This window comes from Oceanobacillus profundus (assembly GCF_003515705.1).
Lineage (GTDB): Bacteria > Bacillota > Bacilli > Bacillales > Amphibacillaceae > Oceanobacillus > Oceanobacillus profundus.
Map to the genome: position 1 here is coordinate 223,614 of NZ_QWEH01000002.1, position 22,587 is coordinate 246,200.

At 37.4% G+C, this 22,587-nt stretch carries 23 protein-coding genes; 16 read left to right on the forward strand and 7 right to left on the reverse strand.

Features of this window, described 5'->3' with window-relative positions; all coding sequences use genetic code 11:
- Positions 1 to 205: 205 nt before the first annotated feature.
- Complete coding sequence (locus D1B32_RS04255; protein WP_118888713.1) at positions 206 to 640, reverse strand: ferritin-like domain-containing protein; 435 nt, start codon at positions 638 to 640, stop codon at positions 206 to 208.
- A gap of 136 nt (positions 641 to 776) precedes the next feature.
- Here D1B32_RS04255 and D1B32_RS04260 point away from each other — a divergent pair, with 136 nt between their 5' ends.
- From D1B32_RS04260 to D1B32_RS04285, 6 genes are all read left to right on the forward strand, one after another.
- Complete coding sequence (locus D1B32_RS04260; protein ID WP_240033725.1) at positions 777 to 1,415, forward strand: phosphatase PAP2 family protein; 639 nt, start codon at positions 777 to 779, stop codon at positions 1,413 to 1,415.
- Positions 1,416 to 1,554: 139 nt separating this feature from the next.
- Positions 1,555 to 2,331 (forward strand): cell wall-active antibiotics response protein LiaF, encoded by a 777-nt coding sequence (gene liaF / locus D1B32_RS04265; protein ID WP_095309625.1) that lies wholly within the window; start codon positions 1,555 to 1,557, stop codon positions 2,329 to 2,331.
- A gap of 13 nt (positions 2,332 to 2,344) precedes the next feature.
- A complete protein-coding gene (locus tag D1B32_RS04270; RefSeq protein WP_118888715.1) occupies positions 2,345 to 3,397 on the forward strand; it encodes a sensor histidine kinase in 1,053 nt (350 codons plus the stop codon).
- A gap of 38 nt (positions 3,398 to 3,435) precedes the next feature.
- Complete coding sequence (locus tag D1B32_RS04275; RefSeq protein WP_118888716.1) at positions 3,436 to 4,062, forward strand: response regulator transcription factor; 627 nt, start codon at positions 3,436 to 3,438, stop codon at positions 4,060 to 4,062.
- A gap of 301 nt (positions 4,063 to 4,363) precedes the next feature.
- Complete coding sequence (locus D1B32_RS04280; protein ID WP_118888717.1) at positions 4,364 to 4,798, forward strand: disulfide oxidoreductase; 435 nt, start codon at positions 4,364 to 4,366, stop codon at positions 4,796 to 4,798.
- 4 nt (positions 4,799 to 4,802) lie between these two features.
- On the forward strand, positions 4,803 to 5,282 hold the full coding sequence (locus tag D1B32_RS04285) for a thioredoxin family protein (RefSeq protein WP_118888718.1): 480 nt from the start codon (positions 4,803 to 4,805) through the stop codon (positions 5,280 to 5,282).
- A 114-nt stretch (positions 5,283 to 5,396) separates the two neighbouring features.
- On the opposite strand, the gene D1B32_RS04290 is transcribed toward D1B32_RS04285, so the two are convergent.
- Positions 5,397 to 7,172 (reverse strand): dihydroorotate dehydrogenase, encoded by a 1,776-nt coding sequence (locus D1B32_RS04290; protein WP_118888719.1) that lies wholly within the window; start codon positions 7,170 to 7,172, stop codon positions 5,397 to 5,399.
- 266 nt (positions 7,173 to 7,438) lie between these two features.
- Between D1B32_RS04290 and D1B32_RS04300 the strand changes: the two genes are divergently transcribed.
- Positions 7,439 to 7,813 (forward strand): YbaN family protein, encoded by a 375-nt coding sequence (locus tag D1B32_RS04300; RefSeq protein WP_240033726.1) that lies wholly within the window; start codon positions 7,439 to 7,441, stop codon positions 7,811 to 7,813.
- 90 nt (positions 7,814 to 7,903) lie between these two features.
- Here the strand turns inward: D1B32_RS04300 and D1B32_RS04305 are convergent, their stop codons facing one another.
- Entirely contained in the window at positions 7,904 to 8,404 is a 501-nt protein-coding gene (locus D1B32_RS04305) for an antibiotic biosynthesis monooxygenase family protein (protein ID WP_118888721.1), read from the reverse strand.
- A gap of 170 nt (positions 8,405 to 8,574) precedes the next feature.
- Between D1B32_RS04305 and D1B32_RS04310 the strand changes: the two genes are divergently transcribed.
- From D1B32_RS04310 to hemY, 4 genes are all read left to right on the forward strand, one after another.
- A complete protein-coding gene (locus tag D1B32_RS04310; protein WP_118888722.1) occupies positions 8,575 to 10,746 on the forward strand; it encodes a transglycosylase domain-containing protein in 2,172 nt (723 codons plus the stop codon).
- Between the two features lie 122 nt (positions 10,747 to 10,868).
- Entirely contained in the window at positions 10,869 to 11,903 is a 1,035-nt protein-coding gene (gene hemE / locus D1B32_RS04315) for a uroporphyrinogen decarboxylase (protein WP_118888723.1), read from the forward strand.
- A 303-nt stretch (positions 11,904 to 12,206) separates the two neighbouring features.
- On the forward strand, positions 12,207 to 13,142 hold the full coding sequence (gene hemH, locus D1B32_RS04320; RefSeq protein ID WP_118888724.1) for a ferrochelatase: 936 nt from the start codon (positions 12,207 to 12,209) through the stop codon (positions 13,140 to 13,142).
- The gene (hemY, locus tag D1B32_RS04325; protein WP_118888725.1) at positions 13,142 to 14,548 is read left to right on the forward strand and encodes a protoporphyrinogen oxidase; all 1,407 of its coding nucleotides are present in this window, start codon (positions 13,142 to 13,144) and stop codon (positions 14,546 to 14,548) included. Before hemH ends, hemY begins: the two co-directional genes overlap by 1 nt.
- Before the next feature lie 245 nt (positions 14,549 to 14,793).
- Here the strand turns inward: hemY and D1B32_RS04330 are convergent, their stop codons facing one another.
- The 3 genes from D1B32_RS04330 to yhfH form a co-directional block, all read right to left on the reverse strand.
- Positions 14,794 to 15,432, reverse strand: coding sequence for a GyrI-like domain-containing protein (locus D1B32_RS04330; RefSeq protein ID WP_118888726.1), 639 nt, complete (start codon positions 15,430 to 15,432; stop codon positions 14,794 to 14,796).
- Positions 15,433 to 15,790: 358 nt separating this feature from the next.
- Positions 15,791 to 17,602, reverse strand: a complete 1,812-nt coding sequence (pepF, locus tag D1B32_RS04335) for an oligoendopeptidase F (protein ID WP_118888727.1) — start codon at positions 17,600 to 17,602, stop codon at positions 15,791 to 15,793.
- Positions 17,603 to 17,824: 222 nt separating this feature from the next.
- Positions 17,825 to 17,956, reverse strand: coding sequence for a protein YhfH (yhfH, locus tag D1B32_RS04340; RefSeq protein WP_095309598.1), 132 nt, complete (start codon positions 17,954 to 17,956; stop codon positions 17,825 to 17,827).
- A gap of 111 nt (positions 17,957 to 18,067) precedes the next feature.
- Between yhfH and D1B32_RS04345 the strand changes: the two genes are divergently transcribed.
- The 3 genes from D1B32_RS04345 (at position 18,068) to D1B32_RS04355 (ending at position 20,676) form a co-directional block, all read left to right on the forward strand.
- Positions 18,068 to 18,799, forward strand: coding sequence for an MBL fold metallo-hydrolase (locus D1B32_RS04345; RefSeq protein WP_118888728.1), 732 nt, complete (start codon positions 18,068 to 18,070; stop codon positions 18,797 to 18,799).
- 81 nt (positions 18,800 to 18,880) lie between these two features.
- Complete coding sequence (locus D1B32_RS04350; protein WP_118888729.1) at positions 18,881 to 19,876, forward strand: lipoate--protein ligase; 996 nt, start codon at positions 18,881 to 18,883, stop codon at positions 19,874 to 19,876.
- A gap of 281 nt (positions 19,877 to 20,157) precedes the next feature.
- Positions 20,158 to 20,676, forward strand: coding sequence for a competence protein ComK (locus tag D1B32_RS04355; protein ID WP_095309592.1), 519 nt, complete (start codon positions 20,158 to 20,160; stop codon positions 20,674 to 20,676).
- Here D1B32_RS04355 and D1B32_RS04360 read toward each other — a convergent pair.
- A complete protein-coding gene (locus D1B32_RS04360) occupies positions 20,624 to 21,013 on the reverse strand; it encodes a YhjD family protein (RefSeq protein WP_118888730.1) in 390 nt (129 codons plus the stop codon). The two genes, D1B32_RS04355 and D1B32_RS04360, sit on opposite strands and share 53 nt — an antisense overlap.
- 305 nt (positions 21,014 to 21,318) lie before the next feature.
- Between D1B32_RS04360 and D1B32_RS04365 the strand changes: the two genes are divergently transcribed.
- On the forward strand, positions 21,319 to 21,975 hold the full coding sequence (locus tag D1B32_RS04365) for a TVP38/TMEM64 family protein (RefSeq protein WP_095309588.1): 657 nt from the start codon (positions 21,319 to 21,321) through the stop codon (positions 21,973 to 21,975).
- A gap of 53 nt (positions 21,976 to 22,028) precedes the next feature.
- Positions 22,029 to 22,586, forward strand: coding sequence for a signal peptidase I (lepB, locus tag D1B32_RS04370; protein ID WP_095309586.1), 558 nt, complete (start codon positions 22,029 to 22,031; stop codon positions 22,584 to 22,586).
- The last annotated feature ends 1 nt before the right edge of the window (position 22,587 follow it).

Consider the following 22,587-nt stretch of genomic DNA (forward strand, 5'->3'; position numbering starts at 1 on the left):
AGATGTGAATGTGAACACATCGTGCTTTGCCGCAAATTTCGTGAAGGCGCCTGTATTGTATACGGGCGCCTTTTATATACAGGAACCTGTTCAATTCTAATTTATTCATCATATCATGATTTTACAAGTAATAGATAAGTAAATTAGTGATAACCAATAAAAAAGGACAGCTATAGTTAGCCGTCCTTAAGAAAAAGGGAATCTATTAAGAAAGTCGAGGATCAGCAAGTAATCGTTCGATTTCTTCCTTATGGTGTGTTTCATCCGATATTAAATCCTCTAGCTTAACAACAAGCTCTGTTAACCCAAGGTCCTCTGCTTGTTTTTTTCGTTCTTCATAACGTTTAATTGTATCGGACTCAGCTTGAAGTGTTGCTTCAAGCATTGCTTTTACTTCTGTTGGTTGAGGTACATCAGCTGATTTGGTTGTTGGAGTGCCTCCAAGAGCCTTGATTTTTTCAGAAAGATAGAGTGCGTGTCCAAGCTCATCCGTAATTTCTGATTCGAAAAATGGTTTTAATGCTGATCGGTATAAGCCAGAAACAACAGATGCACTGTATGTGTACTGAATAGCAGCACCATACTCATGAGCTAAATCTTCATTTAAACCATCAATTAAATTTTGTAAATCCTTTTCCATTATTTATCTCCACCTTTTCAATAGTAAAACGTTAAGTATACTGATACAATACCCGCTCTAGTTTTGTTTAAACCTAAATCCCTGTATAATAACATTAAATTGAAATAAGAAGATAAAATGAAGGTGTGAAATAATGATGAAAAAAGATCGGACATTATTGTTGTTTCTATTAATCGCAGTACTTATAATAACGGGAGTTTGGGTTCTACAAATTGTAAATGGTTATGTACCCTATATTGACAGCTGGTCAAACCAATTCGTTGAAACCTTGCATAATTCCATTATTTATCAGCCATTTCGATTGGTTACAAATCTTGGATCAGAATCCTTTCTCGTACCATTCGTAGTTGTCATGACGATTGTGTTAAGTATTTTACTCAAAAAATGGTTTGTTGCTATTCTTTTTCCTGGTGGGATTTTACTGACACATCAATTGAATATACTTATTAAAAGTCTTGTTGTAAGGGAGAGACCAAGCATATCGGTTGCAGCTAATGCAGAAGGATACAGTTTTCCGTCTGGACATGCTATGATCTCAATGGTTTGTTATGGCTTGATTGCTTATTTATTAGTTAAGAAAATGAAATCGCATGTCCTAATCTTTATTACGCAAACAATGTTTGTCACACTTATATTTTTGATTGGGATCAGCAGATATGTAATTCATGTCCATTATATAACCGATATTGTTGCTGGATTTGCGCTTGGATTTATCTGTTTAATTGGACTCATATATGTGTATGAAAGGATGGAGTCAGTCTTAAGTCGGAGCTAAAAGCATCCTCTAGATGGTTTAAAGGGGGAACAACTAAGTTTATGATAGGAGTAGTAACTTGCTTATGGTCCGTGTTAAAAAAGAGGATGTGTAGAGCAATCTCCTATATACAGATTGACTCTGAGAGGATGACAGACAGATGAGAAATTTCTTTCGTTATTTCTTTGCGATTTTTTTAATCGTTATTGGCGTTATGCTTGTGATGGCTAATCTTGAAGTGATTGATTTCAATTTTAGTGTCGCATGGCATTATATTTATCCAATTTTCTTTGTTGTGATTGGTTTTATGAGCTTGATTCGTTATTTAGGAAGAAGAGGGGGAAGCTGGATTTTTGGATCCTTTTTCGCAATATTCGGTTCGTTGTTAATCATGGATCGGTTAGACTGGATGACATTTGCTTTTAAAGATGTTATTAATTTATGGCCATTGCTTATTGTATATATTGGATTTTCTCTAATTGGACGTAATCGGGTTACGATCAGTTATTCTTTTGATGACGACAAGAATCATGATTATGATTATGACACAGGATGGCATAAAAAGTATTTTGATAATTCGATGTTTTCGGTTGGGAGCCAAACCTTCGATGAGCAGAATTGGGTAGTAGAGCCGATGCATTTAAAACATATGGCCGGAGACTTTTATTTTAACTTTTCGAAAGCTTTTATTCCTGAAAAGAAAATTCCAATTACGATTGATTCGCTTGCAGCAGATGTGAATATTGTGGTACCTGAAAATATTGATTTTCGTATCCATGCGAGGGTGAAAGCTGGCGGTATACAAGTGCTGGATCAAGCTTCGGATGGTATAAATCGCACATTCGTCTATCAAACGAATAACTATGATGCTGCTGTCAAAAAGCTGGATTTTTATATCAATCTAAAAGCTGGTAACATTCGTATCGATCGTGTGTGAGGAGGGCTGTATGATGAAAAACAGGTTTTCAAGTATCCGCTATATTTTTATTCGTTCCCATTTGTACAGTATGTTTTTAACATCCATCTTACTACTTACCATTTTGTTATCTATCTATGTCTTATTTGAGCCAGAATGGTTAACTGTTCAAAGCATTTTTCTATTTGCAATTTTGTATGCGTCTATTGCCTTTGTTATTTCGCTGTACACTGGGTTTAAAGAGGTAGGGAATATGTTGAAAACCAAGCTGGATGGCATATCCCTTCTCATTACGCAATTTTCAAACGGAAATTATGATTCTTCTATTCAGTTCCCAAAGTCAATGAAAGATGAAGATGAGATTACAAGAATTGCAAAGGATTTAAATGAGCTCGGTAATAAATTAAAGAATCAGGTAAAGTCATTGCAGCGAATGGCGGATGAGAAAGCAGATTTTGCTAAGTCAGCACATAAAGCAGCTGTTATAGAGGAAAGGCAGCGGATTGCTAGAGACCTTCATGATGCTGTTAGCCAACAGCTTTTTGCTTTAACAATGATTTCAGAAGCTTCGATTAAGCAATTTGATAAAAATCCGGCATTAGCGAAAAAGCAAATGAAGGAAGTTGCTACGGCGGCATTACAAGCACAGACAGAAATGCGAGCGCTTTTACTGCATTTACGGCCTGTTCATTTATCAGGAGATTCATTGGCAACAGGAATACATAAATTAATTGAAGAATTAAAGCAAAAGAGCTCAATTCATTTCCATCTCAAGATAAATGAGGAGCTAGAACTAAGTGAAACGATAGAAGAGCATGTATTTCGGATTGTTCAAGAATCGTTATCAAATATTTTAAGACATGCAAACGCGAACAACGTACAGGTAGAGATTTTTAAAAAATCAAACGAATTATTTGTACACATTCAAGATGACGGTAAAGGTTTTGATGTAGTAAATGATAAAGAAAGAAAAACATCCTACGGGTTGAAAACGATGCGAGAGCGTAGTGAGGAGTTAGGCGGGACATTTGTTATTCGTTCTAATCCCGATGAAGGAACATATATTGATATTCGGATTCCTTGTTAGCGGAAAATAAATCGGTTTATTTAGTGGGGGGAATGGAAATGGTTCGTGTTTTAGTTGTTGATGATCATGAAATTGTACGAAAAGGAATTATTGCTTATTTACAGACGGAAGATGATATTGAAGTTGTTGGTCAGGCATCGAGCGGGAATAAAGGGGCTGAGCTTGTGCTTCAATTACGGCCAGATGTTGTTTTAATGGACTTAATTATGGATGATGGGACAGGAATTGAAGCAACAAAGCAAATAATGGGGGACTATCCAAATTGTAAAATTATTATTTTGACGAGCTATTATGATGATGAACAAATATTTCCGGCACTTGAAGCCGGGGCATTTAGTTATATATTAAAAACTTCCGCTGCACCTGAAATTGCTGCTGCTATCAAAAAAGCAGCCAACGGGGAAAATGTCATTGAGCCAAAAGTGGCTGGAAAAATGATGTCAAATTTCCGCGCTGAACAAAAAAAGCCCCATGATGAATTGACAGAACGTGAAATGGAAGTCTTACTCTGTATCGGAAATGGTATGACGAACCAAGAGATAAGTGATAAGCTCTACATCGGTATTAAGACGGTGAAAACGCATGTTAGCAACATTTTATCAAAATTGGATGTTAATGACCGGACGCAAGCAGCTGTTTATGTCCACCGTAATCAATTACTATAAGATTAGCTAAAAGCTGCTTAAGGTACTATGTTTAAGCAGCTTTTGTTAAAATAAATATAAAATTCACATTAATTCTCCAGAGCCGTTCTAATTCATACTCTCATACTTCGTGAAATAGCATGTCCATACTAGCATAGACCATTAATTTACTAACAATATTATAATGAAAACAGGAGTTTTTCTTTCGTGATTGTTCAATAATTTGTCATATTAGATGAAACAACCAAAGCTGTTTTATTGTTTTTCACTACAGGCATTTGTATAATACAAATGTATAAAAAGAAGAGAGGAATACTCGAATATGCGGCAGATGACTAAGAAAGCTGAGAATTTATTGTTGTTCATTTGGGTACAAGCATTTGTAGCAACGACAGGTAGTTTGTTTTATTCAGAAATAATGGGATATGTTCCATGTGAAATGTGCTGGTACCAAAGAATTCTAATGTATCCATTAGTCATTATTTATGGGGCTGCAGCAATTAAGAAGGATATTTCAATTGCGCTGCCAGGATTAATTTTGAGTGTAATCGGATTGCCAATTTCAATTTATCACTACATGCTGCAAAAAGTGCCTGCAATGCATGAATTGGGGGGAGCATGCACTGGAGCAGTTCCGTGTAATGCTGTCTACGTCAATTACTTTGGCTTTATAACGATACCGTTTTTAGCTGGTGTAGCGTTTACGGTAATTATTGTTTTACATCTTATGCTTTTAAAGGAACAAAGGAGGAAATAAACGAATGGGAAAGAAAATGATAGCTATTATTGCGGTAATTGTTGTATTATTTATTGCTTTATTTTTCGTCCTCGATTATAAAAATAATCAAGCACTTAATAACAATGAAAATCCTTATGGAACAGAGGATTTGGATCAAGCTACAATTGATCAGCTAGACAATCCATTATATCAAAATCAAATTCTTCCAGATGAGTTAAGTGAAACGATTCAGAATGGAGATCCTGTTACGGTTTACTTTTATAGCCCAACTTGTATTTATTGTCAAAACACAACACCATATCTCGCCCCATTAGCTGAGAATATGGATGTCGATATGAAGAAATTCAATTTATTAGAGTTTGGACAAGAAGGCAATGCATATCGCATTGAATCAACTCCAACACTGATTCATTTTGAAGATGGACAAGAGGTTGCCAGGCTTGTTGGACAATATCCTGAAGAGGGTTACGAAACATTCTTTAATGAATATGTTGTGAATTAATATAAGAAGTAGTGGCTTCGTCAATGAAGCCACTACTTTTTTTGATATGATTGGACTATAAAATTTGAATTCTATCTACCGCTAAAAAGGGGAGTGAACACGCGAAAGAATCATTTAGTGTCGTGCTTCTGTTTTGTTAAAAAACGTATAAGAAAGAATTAATCCAATAAAATACAAGCCAAGTGCAATATACGCAGGTAACAGATGTATAAAAGTCGTATAGCCAATTGCAAAGTGAATATAGATTCCTGCCCAAAATGCTGGCAAGCCTCCTATTAAATAGGTCCACCATACCCACCGATTGCCTTGTTGGAATCCCCATAATGAGAGCATCAATACGAGTAGGCCAACACTTATTAAAGCACTGCCAAATCCAGCACGGTCATGTGCTAAAACAGGAAGCAAGTTCTCGTTAAACGTATTCATCATTTCAGCTGGCATGCAGATATAAGCCAAATCAGTTGGGACAAAGATGGTAGTCATTCCGATGGTGGAAATGATAATCCCTCCTAATACAAAAGAAAACCCTAATAATACAAAGGCTAATTGCCCGAATAATCCTCTTCTAAAGATGACATCATTTTTTCTGTTTTTAGAGGATGGCGTGCCAGTAACGCCTATGGATTTCATGTATCCATATATATAAACTGGAAGCAAAACAAGCCAAAAAACAAAATGAAGCCAGTCGAAATAACCGAATCCAATAAAAGCAAAAATACCCAGAAAGCCAATAATTGCAGCAATATCAATTGCCTGCTTTGCCCATTTTAATCCATGTTTCACTCCGTGTTTGGCTAACTGCATGTATACAATTCCACCAGATATCATGGTACCAGCTAGTGTCATACGATCATGTGCCATGAATAACATAATTCGCTCATTGAAGGTCATTATTGACTCGCGTTTCATTCCTAAAAACAGCTCATCATATGGTAGTACTACAGTTGTCATGCTAAAAAGAAGTGCCAGCAGTCCTCCAATCATAATAAATAAACCAAATAGCCAATAGGCAAACCATCCGTGTAGTTGTGGAGGGCTGTAATCAAGGCGATCTAAAAGTGCTTCGTTGATTCGCTTGGTTAATCCTGGGCCGGCAAATACATAGCCATCTGAAAGCATAATGAAATCAGCGCCAGCATCTAGCAGCTGTATTGCTTGTTCTGGTTCCTTGATCCCGCCTGAAGTTATAATGGTGCCTTTATAGCCGTTATTTCTTAGCTTCTTCACTTTTTCATGCAAACGAATATCTTTTTCCGTGTGTTCCAACACAATACCAGCAAAAGAACTATCTATAAGACTCTCACTTGGTGGAACGGTTGAGAAGAATATTGGCTTATTCGTTTCTTGAATTAATACTGGAAACGAAGATTCGATAATGTAACCATCAGCAAATTGTTCAAGCCGCTTTATCATAAAGCTTAGTTCTTCATATGTCCCACTTAGTCTAACAAATAGAGGTTGCTTCTTTTTTACCTTATGTAAATGATCGATTGTTTTTTCAATTCCAACGGATTCTACCTTAGCGGGAAATTGAATCGCTTCTGCCTTTCTATCAACTATTGGAGTCGTGAAATGGGTTGTTTGCTTCGCTGTCACAGGTCCAATTTCTAGAAAACCAAAGCCTAAGTTGGTAAAAGCACGTGTTCCAGAAAGAAAAGGATCGATTTTTCCAGATAACCCAACTGAGTTATGAAATGTTAATCCATGGTTATTTTTTTGGATGAGGGGAGAATTTTCTTCCCTTCCCAGGAAATGAATCACTTGTGGGCCAATCTGGAATGGAAGTGTAGCAATGAAACTCATTCCACGATGTATAAGTTCTCTTGAGACATTAGGCGGTAATATGTTCAATAGGGGACGAAAAATACCATGATAAGACCAGTCTGGCATGGTATCACTCCTTCCAGCTGTCTTTTCTCTCATTGTAGCATGGATGAGTTTGCAAAAGGAAGAAAGCTAGTGTTTGCCAATAGGGTATGGAAAAATAAAGTGTTCTATAGTAGAATTGCATTTTCAAATGAACAGGAGGTTGATATTTTTGAGGTAAAACGTAATAATTAATATGATTTTATACTCTAAATCGTATGCTGTTCCGTGTTGCCAAATTTATATAAGGTAAGGTGATTACCATTAAAAATATAAGAAGTGCCCTTTTCATGCTTCTAGGACTTATATCCTTTGGTATTGGTGTTGCTGGTACGGTATTACCAGTCTTACCAGGTGGACCGTTTTTTCTATTCTCCGCGTTTTGTTTTGGGAAAAGCTCGAAGCGTATTGAAAACTGGTTTAAGAGTACCATGTTTTATGAAAAATACGTTGTTCGAATCAAAGAAAACCGTGGCATGACCAAAAAAGAAAAAGTTCGAATAAACTTGATTGCTGACGCTTTTATTCTTTTTTCGATATTTTATGTGGATATTCTGTTCGTGAGGATAGTTTTGGTTATACTCATGTTCTATAAGCACTATTATTTCATAAAGAAAATAAAGACGATAACACCAGAGGAAGCAAAAATTAATGTAAGCAAATAAACTATCTTTGCGTAATCTACTTATGGTAATGAATTACCTTGAAAAAATGCCCGAGGGATAATTTTCGAGCATTATTTCAAGTGTTTGATTCTAGTCCTCTTCCTCTGTATACATATTGCAAATCGTTAGAAACGGCCGTTCGAGAAAATTTGCTGGCTTTTTAGAACTTTGGTTTTTATGAGCTTCTTTAAATTGCTCCGATTCCTTCCAGTTTTCGAAGTCCTTGGCAGATTCCCATTGTGTGAATACAACATACGTATTGCTTTTAGTCGACCTCAGTAAGCGAAAGGCTTGGAATCCGGGCATTCCTTCAACCGAATTAGTCCGGTTCTTGAATCGATATTCAAAACCGGGTTTACTTTCATCGGAAACAGGTATGTTGTTCATTACCACAAATCCTTCTTCCAGAATGTCTCCGGTTTGCATTAAAATTTCATATTCTCTTCCCGATTGGAATAGTTTCTTTTCATGATTCTCATAGTAAGCAATCCCGCCCTCACTACTATGCATAAGATGAAGGTTGATTTCTGGATTTTTTTTACGTAGCTTCAATAGGAACTCAACTGTTCCATTGGTCATATACGCCTTCATATAATAACCCCCTTTATCTTTTATAATATCATATTAACCATATTACCCTCTATTGACAACGATTACACAAATCCTATATTAAAATTATTATTAAATAATAGGGAGTATATTCTTTAGATTCGGCGAAAAATGTCGTATAATAAATAATGTAATTGTGTAGAGGTGAACATATGCGAAAAAAGGTAAAAAAAGAGAAGCGACGTTTAACAATTCGGCGTAGATTTAAAGTGATTTTATTTATGATCGTTTGTATGATCGTCATGGGACTTCTTGGATATGGTGCTGCTTTATTTGGTGGAAAGCTAATCGTTGATCAGGCAGGTATGGTATTAGATGAAACGACTATCATTGAAACACAGGATGGGGAAGTAATTGGAACGTTATACAATGAAAATCGAATTTATACCCCTATTGATCAAACGCCTGAGCACCTGCAGCAAGCTTATGTTGCAATTGAAGATAGACGTTTTTATGACCATTCTGGAATAGATATCAAATCAATTATTCGTGCAACCTACAAAGACATTATTGCAATGAGTAAGGTTGAGGGAGCAAGTACGATTACACAGCAGCTAGCGAAGAATTTATTTTTATATAATGATAAAACATGGTCACGAAAAATAAAGGAAGCAATGGCAGCTGTTTATTTAGAAAAAGAATTAACGAAGGATCAAATCCTAGAGTTATATATGAATGAAATTTATTTTGGTCATGGTTTATATGGAGTAGAAGTAGCTTCACAGTATTTCTTCTCGAAGTCGGTTGGTGATTTGACAATTGCAGAAAGTGCGACGCTTGCTGGGCTTGCTAAAGCCCCGAATGGATATTCACCGATTAACCATCCAGACAAAGCACTTAATAGAAGAAATGTTGTTTTACAGGCGATGGAAAATGCTGGATACATTACTGCTGAAACAAGGCTTGCAGAACAAGAAAAAACATTAGGCCTGGAAATACAGGAAAAAGAGGCCAAGTCTTGGACTGACAGCTATATTGACCTTGTGATGAAAGAAGCGGCAAGTGAGCATCAGCTTTCAGTTGAAGCGTTAAAGCGTGGTGGATATCGAATTATCGTTAATATGGATAGTACGATTCAAAAAATTGCCCATGATGAGTTTCAAAACGATGCATTTTTTCCGGGAAACACGGATGGAGTGGAAGGCGCCTTTGTGATGATGGAAGGTAAGACTGGAAAAGTTGTTTCTGCTATTGGTGGTAGAAATTATCAGGTTGGTGATTTAAATCGTGCAGTAGTAAAGCGCCAGCCGGGCTCAACCTTCAAACCGGTTGCAGTATATGGGCCAGCACTCATGCAGGAGGAAAAATATACACCTTTTACACTTTTACCGGATCAACAAACAGATAAATATATGGTGTCGAATGTGGATGGAACGTACGCAAATGCAGTTACAATTTATGAAGCATTAATGAGTTCCAAAAACACATCGACCGTATGGCTGCTTGACCAAATTGGCATTGACTATGCGAAAGATTATCTAGAACAATTAGGAATGCCGATTGAGGATGAAGGATTAGCGATTGCGCTTGGTGGGTTAGCTGAAGGAGTTACACCGCTACAACTTGCCACCGGTTATCGTTCATTTTCTGCAGAAGGAAATGTCGTGGAAGCAACAACGATTAATCGCATTTTTGATCGAAATAATGAAATACTATACGAAGAGGAAGCTGTATCTACACCGGTTTTTAGTCCGCAAGTAGCATGGCATATGACGGAGATGCTAACGGAGACCGTTAATAATGGGACAGCAGCTGCTGGTGACTATACAAAAGCATTAGCTGGAAAAACAGGTACAACCCAACATCCCCATGTTGAGGGACAAGTCAAGGATGCTTGGTTTGTTGGATATACACCAGAATATGTAACTGCTACATGGATTGGGTATGATAAGTCAGATAAGGATCATTACTTAACTGGTGGAAGTTCTTATCCAACGAGATTAACGAAATCGATATTGACTGAGGTTGATCAGCAAACTGGTGGTGCACTCACAGCGGAATTTACAAAACCAGATGCTGTGAGTGAATTACCTAAGCCAATCAAGCTCCCGCAAATTACAAACCTTCGTGCAGAATATCAATTTGGTGGCTTTTCATTGGTACAGGGAAAGTTAAGCTGGGAAGGGTCAGATGATGAGCGTGTGCATTATAGAATCTATCAAGAGAAGCCTGGCATTGATAAACGCATTGATGAAGTGCAAGGAGAAACAGCATATACCATTAATCATGCACTATTTCGCGGAAATACGTATTATGTTGTAGCGTACGACCCCTTAACTAAATTGGAAGGTGGCAGATCGGAAGTTGTGAAAATGAATTGGTAAATAAATTAGACAAATTGATGACAATCAGCCACCGTTACTATACAGTAGGGCATGTAATCGCTATAGTTAGGTATGGAGATAGTATAGAGGAAACGCACAGTATGTTAAAAGGGTGAAAATTTATGTCAAAACGAATCAATGATACGATTTTAAAAGCTTACAAAGGGGAAGATACGGATTATACACCAGCTTGGTTTATGAGACAGGCAGGACGTTCCCAACCAGAGTATCGGGAGCTGAAAGAGAAATATTCGTTATTTGAAATTACACATCAGCCGGAATTATGTGCTTATGTAACAAGGCTTCCTGTTGAAAATTATGGGGTTGATGCCGCGATCTTATACAAGGATATTATGACCCCGCTGCCAGCAATTGGTGTCGATGTTGAAATTAAGGCTGGGATTGGACCAGTTATTGACAATCCAATCAGGAATCTGGCTGACATTGAGAAGCTTGGTGAATTAAATCCAGAAGCAGATATTCCATACGTGCTTGATACCATTCGTATCTTAACAGAGGAACAGCTTGATGTACCTCTGATTGGGTTCAGTGGTGCACCGTTTACACTTGCAAGCTATATGATAGAAGGTGGCCCATCAAAAAATTACAGCAAAACAAAAAGCTTGATGTACCGTGAGCCAGAAGCTTGGTTTGCTTTAATGGAAAAGCTCGCAGATATGATTATTACGTATGTGGATGCACAAGTAAAAGCTGGAGTAAAAGCAGTTCAAATTTTTGATTCATGGGTAGGTTCATTAAATGCTGCGGATTATCGTGTATTTATTAAGCCAGTAATGACAAGAATATTTTCAGAGCTAAAAAAGCATAACGTACCATTGATTACTTTTGGTGTTGGTGCGCGTCACTTATTGTTAGAGTGGAATGATCTTCCTGTTGACGTTATTGGTCTTGATTGGCGCACATCCATTGCCGAAGCACGTAAAATGGGTGTAACGAAGGTTGTGCAAGGAAACTTGGATCCAACCATTTTGCTGACGGACTGGGAAACAATTGAGAGACGAACGAAGGCAATTCTAGACGAAGGAATGCAGCATGGAAAGCACGTGTTTAATCTTGGACACGGTGTTACACCTGATATAAAACCAGAAACATTGAAAAAGTTAACAGCGCTTATTCATTCTTATACACATAAATAGATACAAGAGGTTGTTCAAAAAGTCCGGTGAAAATGACGCATCGAGAGCAGTAGACCTTCGACTAAGTACCGACACGTCCTGTGTCGAGAGTCGAAGTCACCACATCAGGCAAGAAGCTCGTTGGCTGCTTTTGCGCTACTCCTTGGAAAAGAAAATCACTTTTCCTGCGTGCAAGTGCGTCTGCTCAAAGCCACACCGTCTCGAACTTCGACGCACAGGACGTTGCGAGCTTATCCGTCCTCGGACCTTTTCATCCTCCTTTTGAACTCACACTTTAAATTTTCACAAAGAGGTGCAATAAAAATGGAAAAGAAAAAAATGGGATTATTAGTAATGGCATATGGTACACCAACGAAAGAAGAAGAAATTGAACCGTATTACACACATATTCGCCATGGAAGAAAGCCAGATCCTGAAGCGCTTCAGGATCTGAAAGATCGCTACAAGGCAATTGGCGGAACTTCTCCATTAGCAAAGATTACCGAAGAACAAGCATATGCAATTGAAAAGGGATTAAATGAATCGCAAAATGAATATGAGTTTAAAGCGTATATTGGATTAAAGCATATTTCACCTTTTATAGAAGACGCAGTACAAGAGATGGCAAAGGATGGGATCAAGGAGGCTGTTTCTATTGTACTGGCTCCACACTATTCAACGTTTAGCGTGAAATCTTATAATGATCGTGCAGCGAATGAAGCAGAAAAGCATGGTATTTCCATTGAAGCTGTTGAAAGCTGGTATAAAGAGCCTGGATTTATCCAGTTCTGGGTGGATGGAGTTAAAAAGATTTACAATGAAATGACTGAGACAGAACGTGAAAAAGCGGTGCTCATCGTATCTGCACATAGCTTGCCAGAGAAGATTTTACAAAATGGTGATCCATACCCTGAGCAGTTGCAAGAAACAGCGGATTTAATTGTTGAAGGTGCTGGGATTAAAAATTATGCAGTAGGCTGGCAAAGTGAAGGAAATACGCCAGATCCTTGGTTAGGACCTGATGTTCAGGATCTTACACGAAATCTATATAATCAGGAAGGCTACCAAGCTTTTGTCTATGCGCCAGTTGGGTTTATCGCAGATCATTTGGAAGTATTATACGACAATGATTATGAATGTAAAGTAGTGTGTGATGAATTAGGTGTATCCTATTATCGTCCACACATGCCGAATGTTCATCCTGACTTCATTGATTCACTAGTAAAAGTAGTATTAAGTAAAGTAAAGAGTGAAGTGTGATGGAACGTAAAAAGATTGTGATTGTAGGTGGCGGTATAACTGGTTTATCCGCCGCTTACTATTTGCAAAAGCAAATTCGTGAAAACCAATTAGCTGTTGATGTAAAATTGGTTGAAGCCACTGAACGTCTTGGAGGTCGAATTCATACAATTAAAAGGGATAGTTTTACGATCGAACGCGGTCCAGATTCTTTGTTAGCAAGAAAACCAGAAGCAATGAATCTTGTACAAGAACTAGGTCTGGAAGACGAGATTGTTTACAATGGTACAGGACAATCCTATATTTTAGTGAAAAATAAATTACATAAAATGCCTAAAGGTGCTTTTATGGGAGTGCCAAAAGAAATAAAGCCTTTGCTCGCATCCAATGTGTTTTCACGTAAAGGCAAGCTACGAGCGCTTTGGGATATGGTACTACCGAAAAGCAAGGAAACAGGTGATCAATCGGTTGGTGCATTAATGCGTCGTCGCTTTGGAGACGAGCTTGTTGATTATCAGATTGATCCGCTGCTTTCAGGAATTCATTCTGGTGATATTGATCAAATGAGCTTACAAGCGACATATCCGATGTTTCATCGATTGGAGCAGGAACATGGCAGCTTAATCAAAGGTTTACAAAAAACAATGCCAAAGCCAGCAAAAAAAGCAAAAGAGAAAAAATCGCAAGGAATGTTTTTTTCTTTTGAAAATGGACTCGAGACATTAATCGACCGACTTGAAGAAAAATTAACTGATGGAACGGTACGTACGCATACTGCTGTTGATCATATAGAGAAGAAGGAACATGGCTACCATTTGTTATTAAGCAATGGAGAAGTGTATCGAGCAGATGCGATTATTATGACTGCGCCACATAATAAAGTTCCAAAGATCCTTTCACAATATGATTTCCTTAAAAACTTATATGATATTCCAGCAACATCAACTGCAAATGTTGTTCTTGCGTTCGATCAGTCACAAATAAAAAAAGATATCGATGGTACTGGTTTTCTTGTTAGTCGGAGTGAAAAATATCGAATCACGGCTTGTACGTGGACCCATCGCAAATGGCCAAATACAACTCCGGAAGGGAAAGCTTTATTCCGATGCTATGTTGGAAAACCCGATGATCAAGATATTGTCAATTTATCAGATGAAGAAATTACAGACATCGTTTTACGTGATTTGAATAAAACGATGAAAATAAAAGCAAGGCCCGAATTCAGCATTATTACACGCTTTAAACATGCAAGGCCACAATATCATGTCGGACATATAGAGCTTGTGGCAGATATCCGTGCAAATGCAGCAAGTGAATTGCCTGGTTTATTTTTAACAGGAAGCTCTTATGATGGCGTCGGAATCCCAGATTGCATTGGACATGGACGCAAGAGTGCTGAAGAGGTGCTCGGATTTTTAAATAAATAATGGTATGTAAGCTCTAGACGATTGTTGATCTGGAGCTTATTTATTTGCTTAGGAAAATGCACCTCTTGGGAAAAGCTGATAATTACTGTGAAAAGGCTGATATTTGGGTGAAAAATGCTGATGTTCACACTAAATTAGCTGATATATAAGAGAATTTGGCTGTTATTCGACATTACAGGTGAGAATCGAGCAATTTAATCCGGGGAAACACAAAAAAGTAGATGGTCTGCAATTAGTTGGATCATCTACTCAAACGATTCTATTTTCCGTTTTACCTTGTAACGAAGAACGGTTTTAAGCTTGGATGCTTCAACTTTTCGAAAATCGGATAGGTAAATTTCTTTATGTGTTAAAGACATTCTCTCAAGCTGATTGCTAGCTATAAATTCATCCATCTTCTGAAATGTTTTTGGTTCATCATCATATGGTCCGACGTGAAGCATTTGTACAGACAAACCCTCTTCCATTGAATCGAAAGTCACGTCATCTAGCAAAGGATGTGCTTTCTTCTTTCGTACATATTCAAATGCTCTCTCCACTACTTCTTCAGTTACAAATGTAGGTTGTTTAATCATAATGGTGTATAGCAATTCATCCTTATCCAGGGTATCTAGTTGTCTGCCTTTCTCCGTCAAATCCCATATTCCTTCTAATGGATAGACCGTATACTCAAAATATCCTTCAGGAGTATGTCCTTGTTTTGGCATCATCCGCACAGCATATGCTAACGAATAAAGGACATTTATTCTATTGGAAAATTCCTCGTCATTCGGATTCCCATTTCCCTGAATCATAAAATAATGCTGTTCTGGAACGGTGACTAATTCGGGTTGTTGTTTCGGTATATATAAATCCTTTTCTTTTTTTCTCCACTCATATTTCATTTATTATCATCCTTTATTAATGGCTGGATTTTTACCTTCTAAATTATAAAAGGGATGAGACTGAGACAAAAGTATTTTTATGAAATAAAAACCGAACATGATTGGTGCAAATAACTCGATCCGGAAATATAATTCGCGCATCCAAAGGCGGATGGTGAGCCTCTTGTGCTATCGCACTACGGTGTCCCACCTATGCCTTACCTCCCACTGGAGTCTACGTATATTTCCTACGCTAAGCTTTTGCATCGTTCGTTTTTAACATTAAACACTTTTGTTATGTCCCAGCCCCATCCTTAATCGTTAAGGTAGCATTATTTCATTGTTTAACTCTTATTTTGCTTCCAGCAGGTCGCAAACATCATTCGTAGGTTTTCTCCAATTCATCAACGAGTGATCCTACATAGTTAACGGCAACGCGAATAGCATCAGGATTTGACATATCAACACCAGCTTGTTTAATTAGTTCGAGTGGCTTTTTTGTTCCACCGGCTCTTAATACATCTAACCAACTGTCAATAGCTGGTTTACCTTCCGTTTTAATTTTTTCTGCTACTGCCGTGGAAACAGTTAATCCAGCTGAATAGGTGTATGGATAAAGCCCCATATAATAATGTGGTTGACGCATCCAAGTTAAGCCAGCACCTTCATCAAATACAACCTCATTTCCCCAGAAGGCTTCGAGTGTTTCTTTCTTCTCCTTGCAAAGTACATTTGCTGTAAGCGGAACACCTTGCTCAGCTAACGTATAAACACGGCGTTGATATTCTCCCTCTAACAGATGTGTAACAAAGTTATGATAATATGTTCCTAGCAATTGGGTAATCACCCAACGTTTCATCCGCTTGTCGTCATTGGTTTTCATCAGATGTTCTGCTAATAGCAGCTCATTTAAAGTGGATGGAGCTTCAATGAAATAAGTAGATGGACGTGTATTGACAAGGGATTGATTCTTTCCAGCGAGATAAAAATGACCTGCATGACCAAGCTCATGTGCTAATACGAAAGCGCCTCGCATTGTATCTGTCCATGTAATTAAGATATATGGATGAACACCATATGGACTGGAACAAAATGCTCCATTGGCTTTACCGACATTATCGGAACGATCAATCCAGCGATTAGAAATTCCTTCTTTCATAATCGCTGTGTATTCAGGTCCCATTACCTGCAATGCTTCAATAATCGTTGCCGTTGCATCTTCATAGGTTGTTTTTGGGTTAAATTCTGGGTCAAGCGGCGCTTTTAGATCGCAGTACTGCATTTCATCAAGCTGGAGCTTTTCCTTTTTTAATTTTGCAAACCGGCGCATATGTTGTGCCAGTTCCTGTTGAATTACATCTAACTGGTTATGATACATTTCTTCAGTTACTTGCTGTGGGGCTAACAGCATATCCGTTACAGACTTGTAGCCACGAAGTTTAGCCATCGTAACCTGTTTTGTCACTTCTGTTGCATAGGTGGCAGCAAACGTATTCTTATATTGATCTAATGTTTTCGTAAAAGACTTGTATGCTGCTCGACGCGTATTCGTATCAGCTGTAAATTCATAACGATCTTCATAAAGAGCTGCAGACATAGGTAACTCGACATTATCCTCATTCTTAATCGGGTCGAATTGCATATCAGCAGCTTTGCTGCGCTGATAAATCATATATGGCGCATTATGTACTTCGCTTAGTGCAGCTAGTGTCTCTTCTATCTCTGGAGCAAGGGTATAAGGCTTTGCTTCCATTAAATCATCTAGCATTTTTTTATAGGTTGTCAGTTCAGACTGTTCCCTAAGAAATTGATTAATCGTAGCATCCGAAAGCGTCAATAATTCGGATTGAAAAAAAGCTAGTTTTGCTTGAATAGAAGCAGTTGCAGCTGCTACTTTCGCGGAGTCTCGCTGGTTATCGGGATCTGATCCATCTGCACTTGAACGAAGCATTGCATAAACCGAAACACGCGTAAGTTTTTGCTGGAATGCTTCCAATGCCTGCAAAGCTTGTAATAACGTATTGGAATCAGAGCCTAACTTGCCTTTATAGGCTGTAATTTCTGTAACGTCTTTTTGTAATTTCGCAAGCTCCTCATTCCAAGCGGTATGAGAAGGGAATAAGTCTTTTAAATCCCATTTTTGTTCTTCCGGTATGTCCGAACGATTTTTAGTTATTGTATGAATTGCCATTATTAATCTCCTTTACTAAATGTTTCGTATCTCTAAATAAATTATAATATAAATTGATAGCTATTAATAGAACCTTCTAAAATATTTTGAGTATTTTCTGTGCTTACAAAAAAAATACAGCTATAATAATAGCTGTAAGAAAAAGAATATTGTTGTAGTACAGATGATTTAAACTGATTTATTTAGGTTATACACATTAACAAAATTATTGACGTATTGCAGTTATCTTGCTGGGTGATCACACTCATCGCAGATATTACCATAGCAGTCAGCTTTCTCGTGAATCATATCTTCACCGCATTGCTTGCACTTCTTTTTAGGCAGGTTTCTGAAAAACTCAACAATACTAGTCATGTGTATCCTCCTTTAATGTTAACGTATTTGATGTTAGATTCATTGTAATATAACAATATGTTATTTGTCAATGCTGTGTTACAACAAATTTTATAACAGGAGTGTTTTTTTATGAAATTAACGGTTATTGGTTGCTGGGGTGGGTACCCAGCAAGGGATGGTGCAACCTCATCTTATTTACTTGAAAAAGAGGGTTTTTCACTGTTGATCGATGTTGGGAGTGGGGCACTGTCGAAATTACAAAAATACAAAGCAGTTGCCGATCTCGACGCGGTTATCATTTCGCATTATCATCATGATCATATTGCTGATGTTGGTGTGCTTCAGTATGCAAAGTTAATTGAATACTACGTTAAAGGTGCAAATAAACGCTTACCGATTTATGGGCATACAGCAGATCAAGCTAGCTTTCAAGCTTTAACACATGACTATACAAAAGGTATGCCATACAATCCAAAAGAAGAACTGAAACTTGGACCCTTTACGATTCAGTTTTTTGAAACGGTTCACCCAGTTACATGTTACGGTATGCGAATAACTGACGGTGAAAATGTTATTGTCTATACAGCAGACACAAGCTATAAATCAGAATGGAAGGATTTTGCACAAGGCGCGGATCTATTGATTGTTGATTGTAATTATTATGCTGGACAAGACGGGACAAAAGCAGGGCATATGAATAGTGAGGAAGGTGCAAAAATTGCGAAGGCTGCAGGAGTAGACACCTTAATGCTTAGTCACTTACCACAATATGGCGATATTCACCAATTAGTGATAGAAGCGAAAAACCATTATAAGGGAAATGTACGGTTAGCAGAAGAAGGAACAATCTGGAAAGGCTAATTGTGATAAGCAATATCCATTGATTACTTGGGTCCTTTGGCTTAAAATTAATGGTAGAGGTAATGAAGGAGGTAACGATAAATGAAATTTATTGATAATAAAGGAATTACAGATCCAATGGTTAACTTGGCTATTGAAGAATATGTCCTTGAGAATTTTGGTGAAAAGGATACATACCTATTATTCTATGTGAATAAACCGTCTATTATTATTGGAAGAAATCAAAATACGATTGAAGAAATCAATACGGACTACGTCGATGATAAAGAAATTAAAGTTGTACGTCGTCTTTCAGGTGGTGGAGCTGTTTACCACGATGAACAAAATCTTAATTTCAGCTTTATAACAAAGGATGATGGCAACAGCTTTCAAAATTTTGCTAAATTTACAAAACCAATGGTTGATGCGCTGAATAAACTAGGTGTTCCAGCAGAAATGCAAGGGCGGAACGATTTAGCAGTAGAGGGTCGTAAAATTTCCGGTAATGCGATGTTTTCGACAAAGGGACGTATGTTCAGTCATGGGACCTTAATGCTGGACTCTGAGCTGGAAGAACTCACAAAAGCATTGAAAGTTAAAAAGATAAAAATTGAATCAAAAGGAATTAAATCTATTCGAAGTCGAGTCGCGAATGTTGCAGAGTATCTTGACGAGCCGATTACGATGGGTCAATTCAAAGAAATCATCTTGAAAAATGTTTTTGATATAGAGGATATAAAAGATGTCCCACAGTATGTATTGACAGAAGAAGATTGGGAGAAGATTCACGAAATCTCTAAAAACCGTTATCAGCAATGGGAATGGAACTATGGGAAGTCTCCGGCATTTAATGTTCAGGAAACGTATAAGTTTGATGCAGGTCTTGTAGATGTCCGGTTAGATGTTAAAAAAGGAATCATTGAAAATTGTAAGATTTATGGTGATTTCTTTGGAGTCGGAAGTGTGACAGAGCTTGAAGATAAGCTAAAAGGTATTCGTCATGAACGAAGAGCGATTGAAGCTGCATTAGAAGATTTCAATGTATCGCACTACCTCGGAAGAATTTCCAAAGAAGATTTTATTAATTTACTCTATTAATTAAAAAACATAAAAAATCCTCCCCGTTGATTGAAAGTATGGGGTGGATTTTTTAATTTTTAATGTCAGGCCACTATGCCACTATAAAAAATGAAAGCTGTGGATAACGTAGCTGCCTAAACAGCCACATCCAGCTTCAGCACCCGGCGCTCCGTGCTTTTGTTATATCCCAAGTTAATTTTTCTCAATATTTGGTTTTTCACTACCATTATTTACACAAATATGGTAAATTAGTCCTTGAGCCACTTTCTTTTTATTTTTTAGAAAGGAAGAATCAATTAATGGAAAATTATTATTTTACCTCTCATGAAATAACTCCTGTTACAATGGCAATCTTATCTTTGCGTGACGTAAATGGTGATGCAGTTACACGTGTAATAGAGGAGGATGCAGAATATGTGGTTGATCACTCCCCCACAAAAATCATTGACAACGCATGCCGTTTTTTCGGTAGTAGTCTAAAAGGCAGGCAGGACGGAACAAGAGACATTAGCGGAATTACCCATAAAGCACCAATCTCCATCGACCCTTCAAGTGGAATGTACTTTTTCCCAACTACTTCACCTAGCAATCGAAGATGTTCTTGGATTGCGCATTCGTATATAGATAAAATAAGAAAAGCTGCTGATAGACATACTGAAATTCAGTTTACAAATGGCAGAAAGATTATCATTGCTACATCGTATGGTTCCATCATGAATCAATTACAGCGCACTGCTCAATTTCGCTACTTGCTGGATCATCGAATTAGGCTCTTTCAGCAGTATCAGACTGGTGCGGTAGGAGATCCTTCCCAATGAGTTCATCTAGAATAGCTTCCACTTTTTTACGAATTGCAGGGTTGAAATAATTTCGCTTTTCTTCCCGATTTTGACAAATAAAAAGGAACGAAGAAAACGAGTCATTTTTATTTAATGTAATTACCTGCATTCTCTTCTGCTTCATTGCTGCACGTAGTTCCCTTCTTTCATTGGTTGCCTTTTCTTCCATCTTCGTTAAAAGTTTCATATAAGGCTCCTTTATTTTGAAGGCGCCACGTTGAATATGATCCATGTCCTGTCTGATGACAACTATTGCCATTGATAAAAAAAGAAAGCGCGTGCCTAGTTCCAATTCCTCATCTGAAAGATAGCGCATTTCGATACCTCCTTTAAAACAAGAACATAAGTTCCGTTATTATTATATGCTAAAGTTTAAGCAATTACACTACCAAAATAAGAATACTTGCGTAATAAAAAGAAAGTGGCCAAATAGCTAATTTTAAATTATGCATTTTTCATTGTTTACTTTAGAATATATAATGAGATAATTGTATTTATAGGTAAAAGTAAAAAGGTGAATGAAAAGAACCGGAAAATTCAATGTGTCACTATCATCGGACTTTTTAAACACCCAGCTTTATAATCGAAAATTGCTTTTGTTAACGAGGGGAATTAGACTACATGTACTTGTCAAACATCACTTTTTCTAATTGGAAAAACGTTCTTGAAACGGAAGGACTAGAAAATTTTATAGAGCAATTATTGGAACAGTATGAAGGACTAGGGCCATTACCAGGGATAATATTACCATTTATAGAAGCTTTCTTGCCTTTCTTACCGTTAATCGTTTTTGTACTGGGTAATGCGGCGGCATATGGATTGCTGGAAGGATTTTTGTTTTCCTGGATTGGTGCCAGTAGTGGAGCAATCGTTGTATTTGTTGTTATCAGAAGGCTTGGAAACACAAAACTGTTTGTAAAAATTCGTAAAAACAATCAAGTAAAGAGGATTACAGCATGGGTGGAAAGACATGGATTTGGCCCGCTGTTTCTTCTGCTTTGTTTTCCGTTTTCGCCATCCGCTATTATTAATGTTGTCGCAGGGCTGTCTAAAGTTAGTACCCATCAATTTATTCTTGCTGTTTTTCTAGGGAAAGCAGTTATGATTTTCTCGATATCCTATGTTGGTTCCAGCATTATGGAATTCGCAAAAAATCCAGTTCGAACAATTGTTGTTGGTATTGGTATTTTCCTTTTTTGGATGTTAGGAAAATATCTAGAGCAAAAATTACAAAAAAAAGCTATGGATAAGGCTCGTCAAGATAGGAAGAAAGATTAAAAGGGCTTCCTCTAGGGTATGATAAGAATATAATATCCTGGAGGAAGATGAAGATGAAAAAAATTAATTATCGCAGACTCGTTCCTTTGGTCATACTTGTAGTTATATTTGCGGTAATTCTCAGATCAAGCATCTTTGCAAGTTATGTTGTTGATGGTGAATCAATGCAGCCGACGTTATATGATGGAAATTTATTAATTGTAAATAAAGTTGTATATAATATAAGAGATGTAGGTCGTTTTGATGTGATTGTATTTCATGCGAATGAAGAAGATGATTATGTGAAGCGAGTCATTGGCTTGCCAGGTGATGAGATTGAGTATACGAACGATAAGCTGTACATTAATGGTGAATACGTTCCAGAGAAATTCTTGCAAGTAGATGGTTATGTACAGGCGAGTGACAATCATCCATATACAAAGAATTTTACACTTACTGAAATAACAGGAGACAAAGTTGTTCCCGAAGATCAGTTATTTGTTATGGGAGACAATCGTGGTGACAGTTATGACAGCCGAGCATTTGGATTTATATCAATGGATCAGCTTGTTGGTAAGGTAGATATTAAATACTGGCCACTCTCCCAGACAAAGCTTAGTTTTGGTAAATAGT

What these genes read in the sequence shown, in the direction of transcription:
- D1B32_RS04255 (WP_118888713.1), bottom strand. Translation starts at nt 640, where the DNA reads ATGGAAAAGGATTTACAAAATTTAATTGATGGTTTAAATGAAGATTTA.
- D1B32_RS04260 (WP_240033725.1), top strand. Translation starts at nt 777, where the DNA reads ATGAAAAAAGATCGGACATTATTGTTGTTTCTATTAATCGCAGTACTT.
- liaF (WP_095309625.1), top strand. Translation starts at nt 1,555, where the DNA reads ATGAGAAATTTCTTTCGTTATTTCTTTGCGATTTTTTTAATCGTTATT.
- D1B32_RS04270 (WP_118888715.1), top strand. Translation starts at nt 2,345, where the DNA reads ATGAAAAACAGGTTTTCAAGTATCCGCTATATTTTTATTCGTTCCCAT.
- D1B32_RS04275 (WP_118888716.1), top strand. Translation starts at nt 3,436, where the DNA reads ATGGTTCGTGTTTTAGTTGTTGATGATCATGAAATTGTACGAAAAGGA.
- D1B32_RS04280 (WP_118888717.1), top strand. Translation starts at nt 4,364, where the DNA reads ATGCGGCAGATGACTAAGAAAGCTGAGAATTTATTGTTGTTCATTTGG.
- D1B32_RS04285 (WP_118888718.1), top strand. Translation starts at nt 4,803, where the DNA reads ATGGGAAAGAAAATGATAGCTATTATTGCGGTAATTGTTGTATTATTT.
- D1B32_RS04290 (WP_118888719.1), bottom strand. Translation starts at nt 7,172, where the DNA reads ATGCCAGACTGGTCTTATCATGGTATTTTTCGTCCCCTATTGAACATA.
- D1B32_RS04300 (WP_240033726.1), top strand. Translation starts at nt 7,439, where the DNA reads ATGCTTCTAGGACTTATATCCTTTGGTATTGGTGTTGCTGGTACGGTA.
- D1B32_RS04305 (WP_118888721.1), bottom strand. Translation starts at nt 8,404, where the DNA reads ATGAAGGCGTATATGACCAATGGAACAGTTGAGTTCCTATTGAAGCTA.
- D1B32_RS04310 (WP_118888722.1), top strand. Translation starts at nt 8,575, where the DNA reads ATGCGAAAAAAGGTAAAAAAAGAGAAGCGACGTTTAACAATTCGGCGT.
- hemE (WP_118888723.1), top strand. Translation starts at nt 10,869, where the DNA reads ATGTCAAAACGAATCAATGATACGATTTTAAAAGCTTACAAAGGGGAA.
- hemH (WP_118888724.1), top strand. Translation starts at nt 12,207, where the DNA reads ATGGAAAAGAAAAAAATGGGATTATTAGTAATGGCATATGGTACACCA.
- hemY (WP_118888725.1), top strand. Translation starts at nt 13,142, where the DNA reads ATGGAACGTAAAAAGATTGTGATTGTAGGTGGCGGTATAACTGGTTTA.
- D1B32_RS04330 (WP_118888726.1), bottom strand. Translation starts at nt 15,432, where the DNA reads ATGAAATATGAGTGGAGAAAAAAAGAAAAGGATTTATATATACCGAAA.
- pepF (WP_118888727.1), bottom strand. Translation starts at nt 17,602, where the DNA reads ATGGCAATTCATACAATAACTAAAAATCGTTCGGACATACCGGAAGAA.
- yhfH (WP_095309598.1), bottom strand. Translation starts at nt 17,956, where the DNA reads ATGACTAGTATTGTTGAGTTTTTCAGAAACCTGCCTAAAAAGAAGTGC.
- D1B32_RS04345 (WP_118888728.1), top strand. Translation starts at nt 18,068, where the DNA reads ATGAAATTAACGGTTATTGGTTGCTGGGGTGGGTACCCAGCAAGGGAT.
- D1B32_RS04350 (WP_118888729.1), top strand. Translation starts at nt 18,881, where the DNA reads ATGAAATTTATTGATAATAAAGGAATTACAGATCCAATGGTTAACTTG.
- D1B32_RS04355 (WP_095309592.1), top strand. Translation starts at nt 20,158, where the DNA reads ATGGAAAATTATTATTTTACCTCTCATGAAATAACTCCTGTTACAATG.
- D1B32_RS04360 (WP_118888730.1), bottom strand. Translation starts at nt 21,013, where the DNA reads ATGCGCTATCTTTCAGATGAGGAATTGGAACTAGGCACGCGCTTTCTT.
- D1B32_RS04365 (WP_095309588.1), top strand. Translation starts at nt 21,319, where the DNA reads ATGTACTTGTCAAACATCACTTTTTCTAATTGGAAAAACGTTCTTGAA.
- lepB (WP_095309586.1), top strand. Translation starts at nt 22,029, where the DNA reads ATGAAAAAAATTAATTATCGCAGACTCGTTCCTTTGGTCATACTTGTA.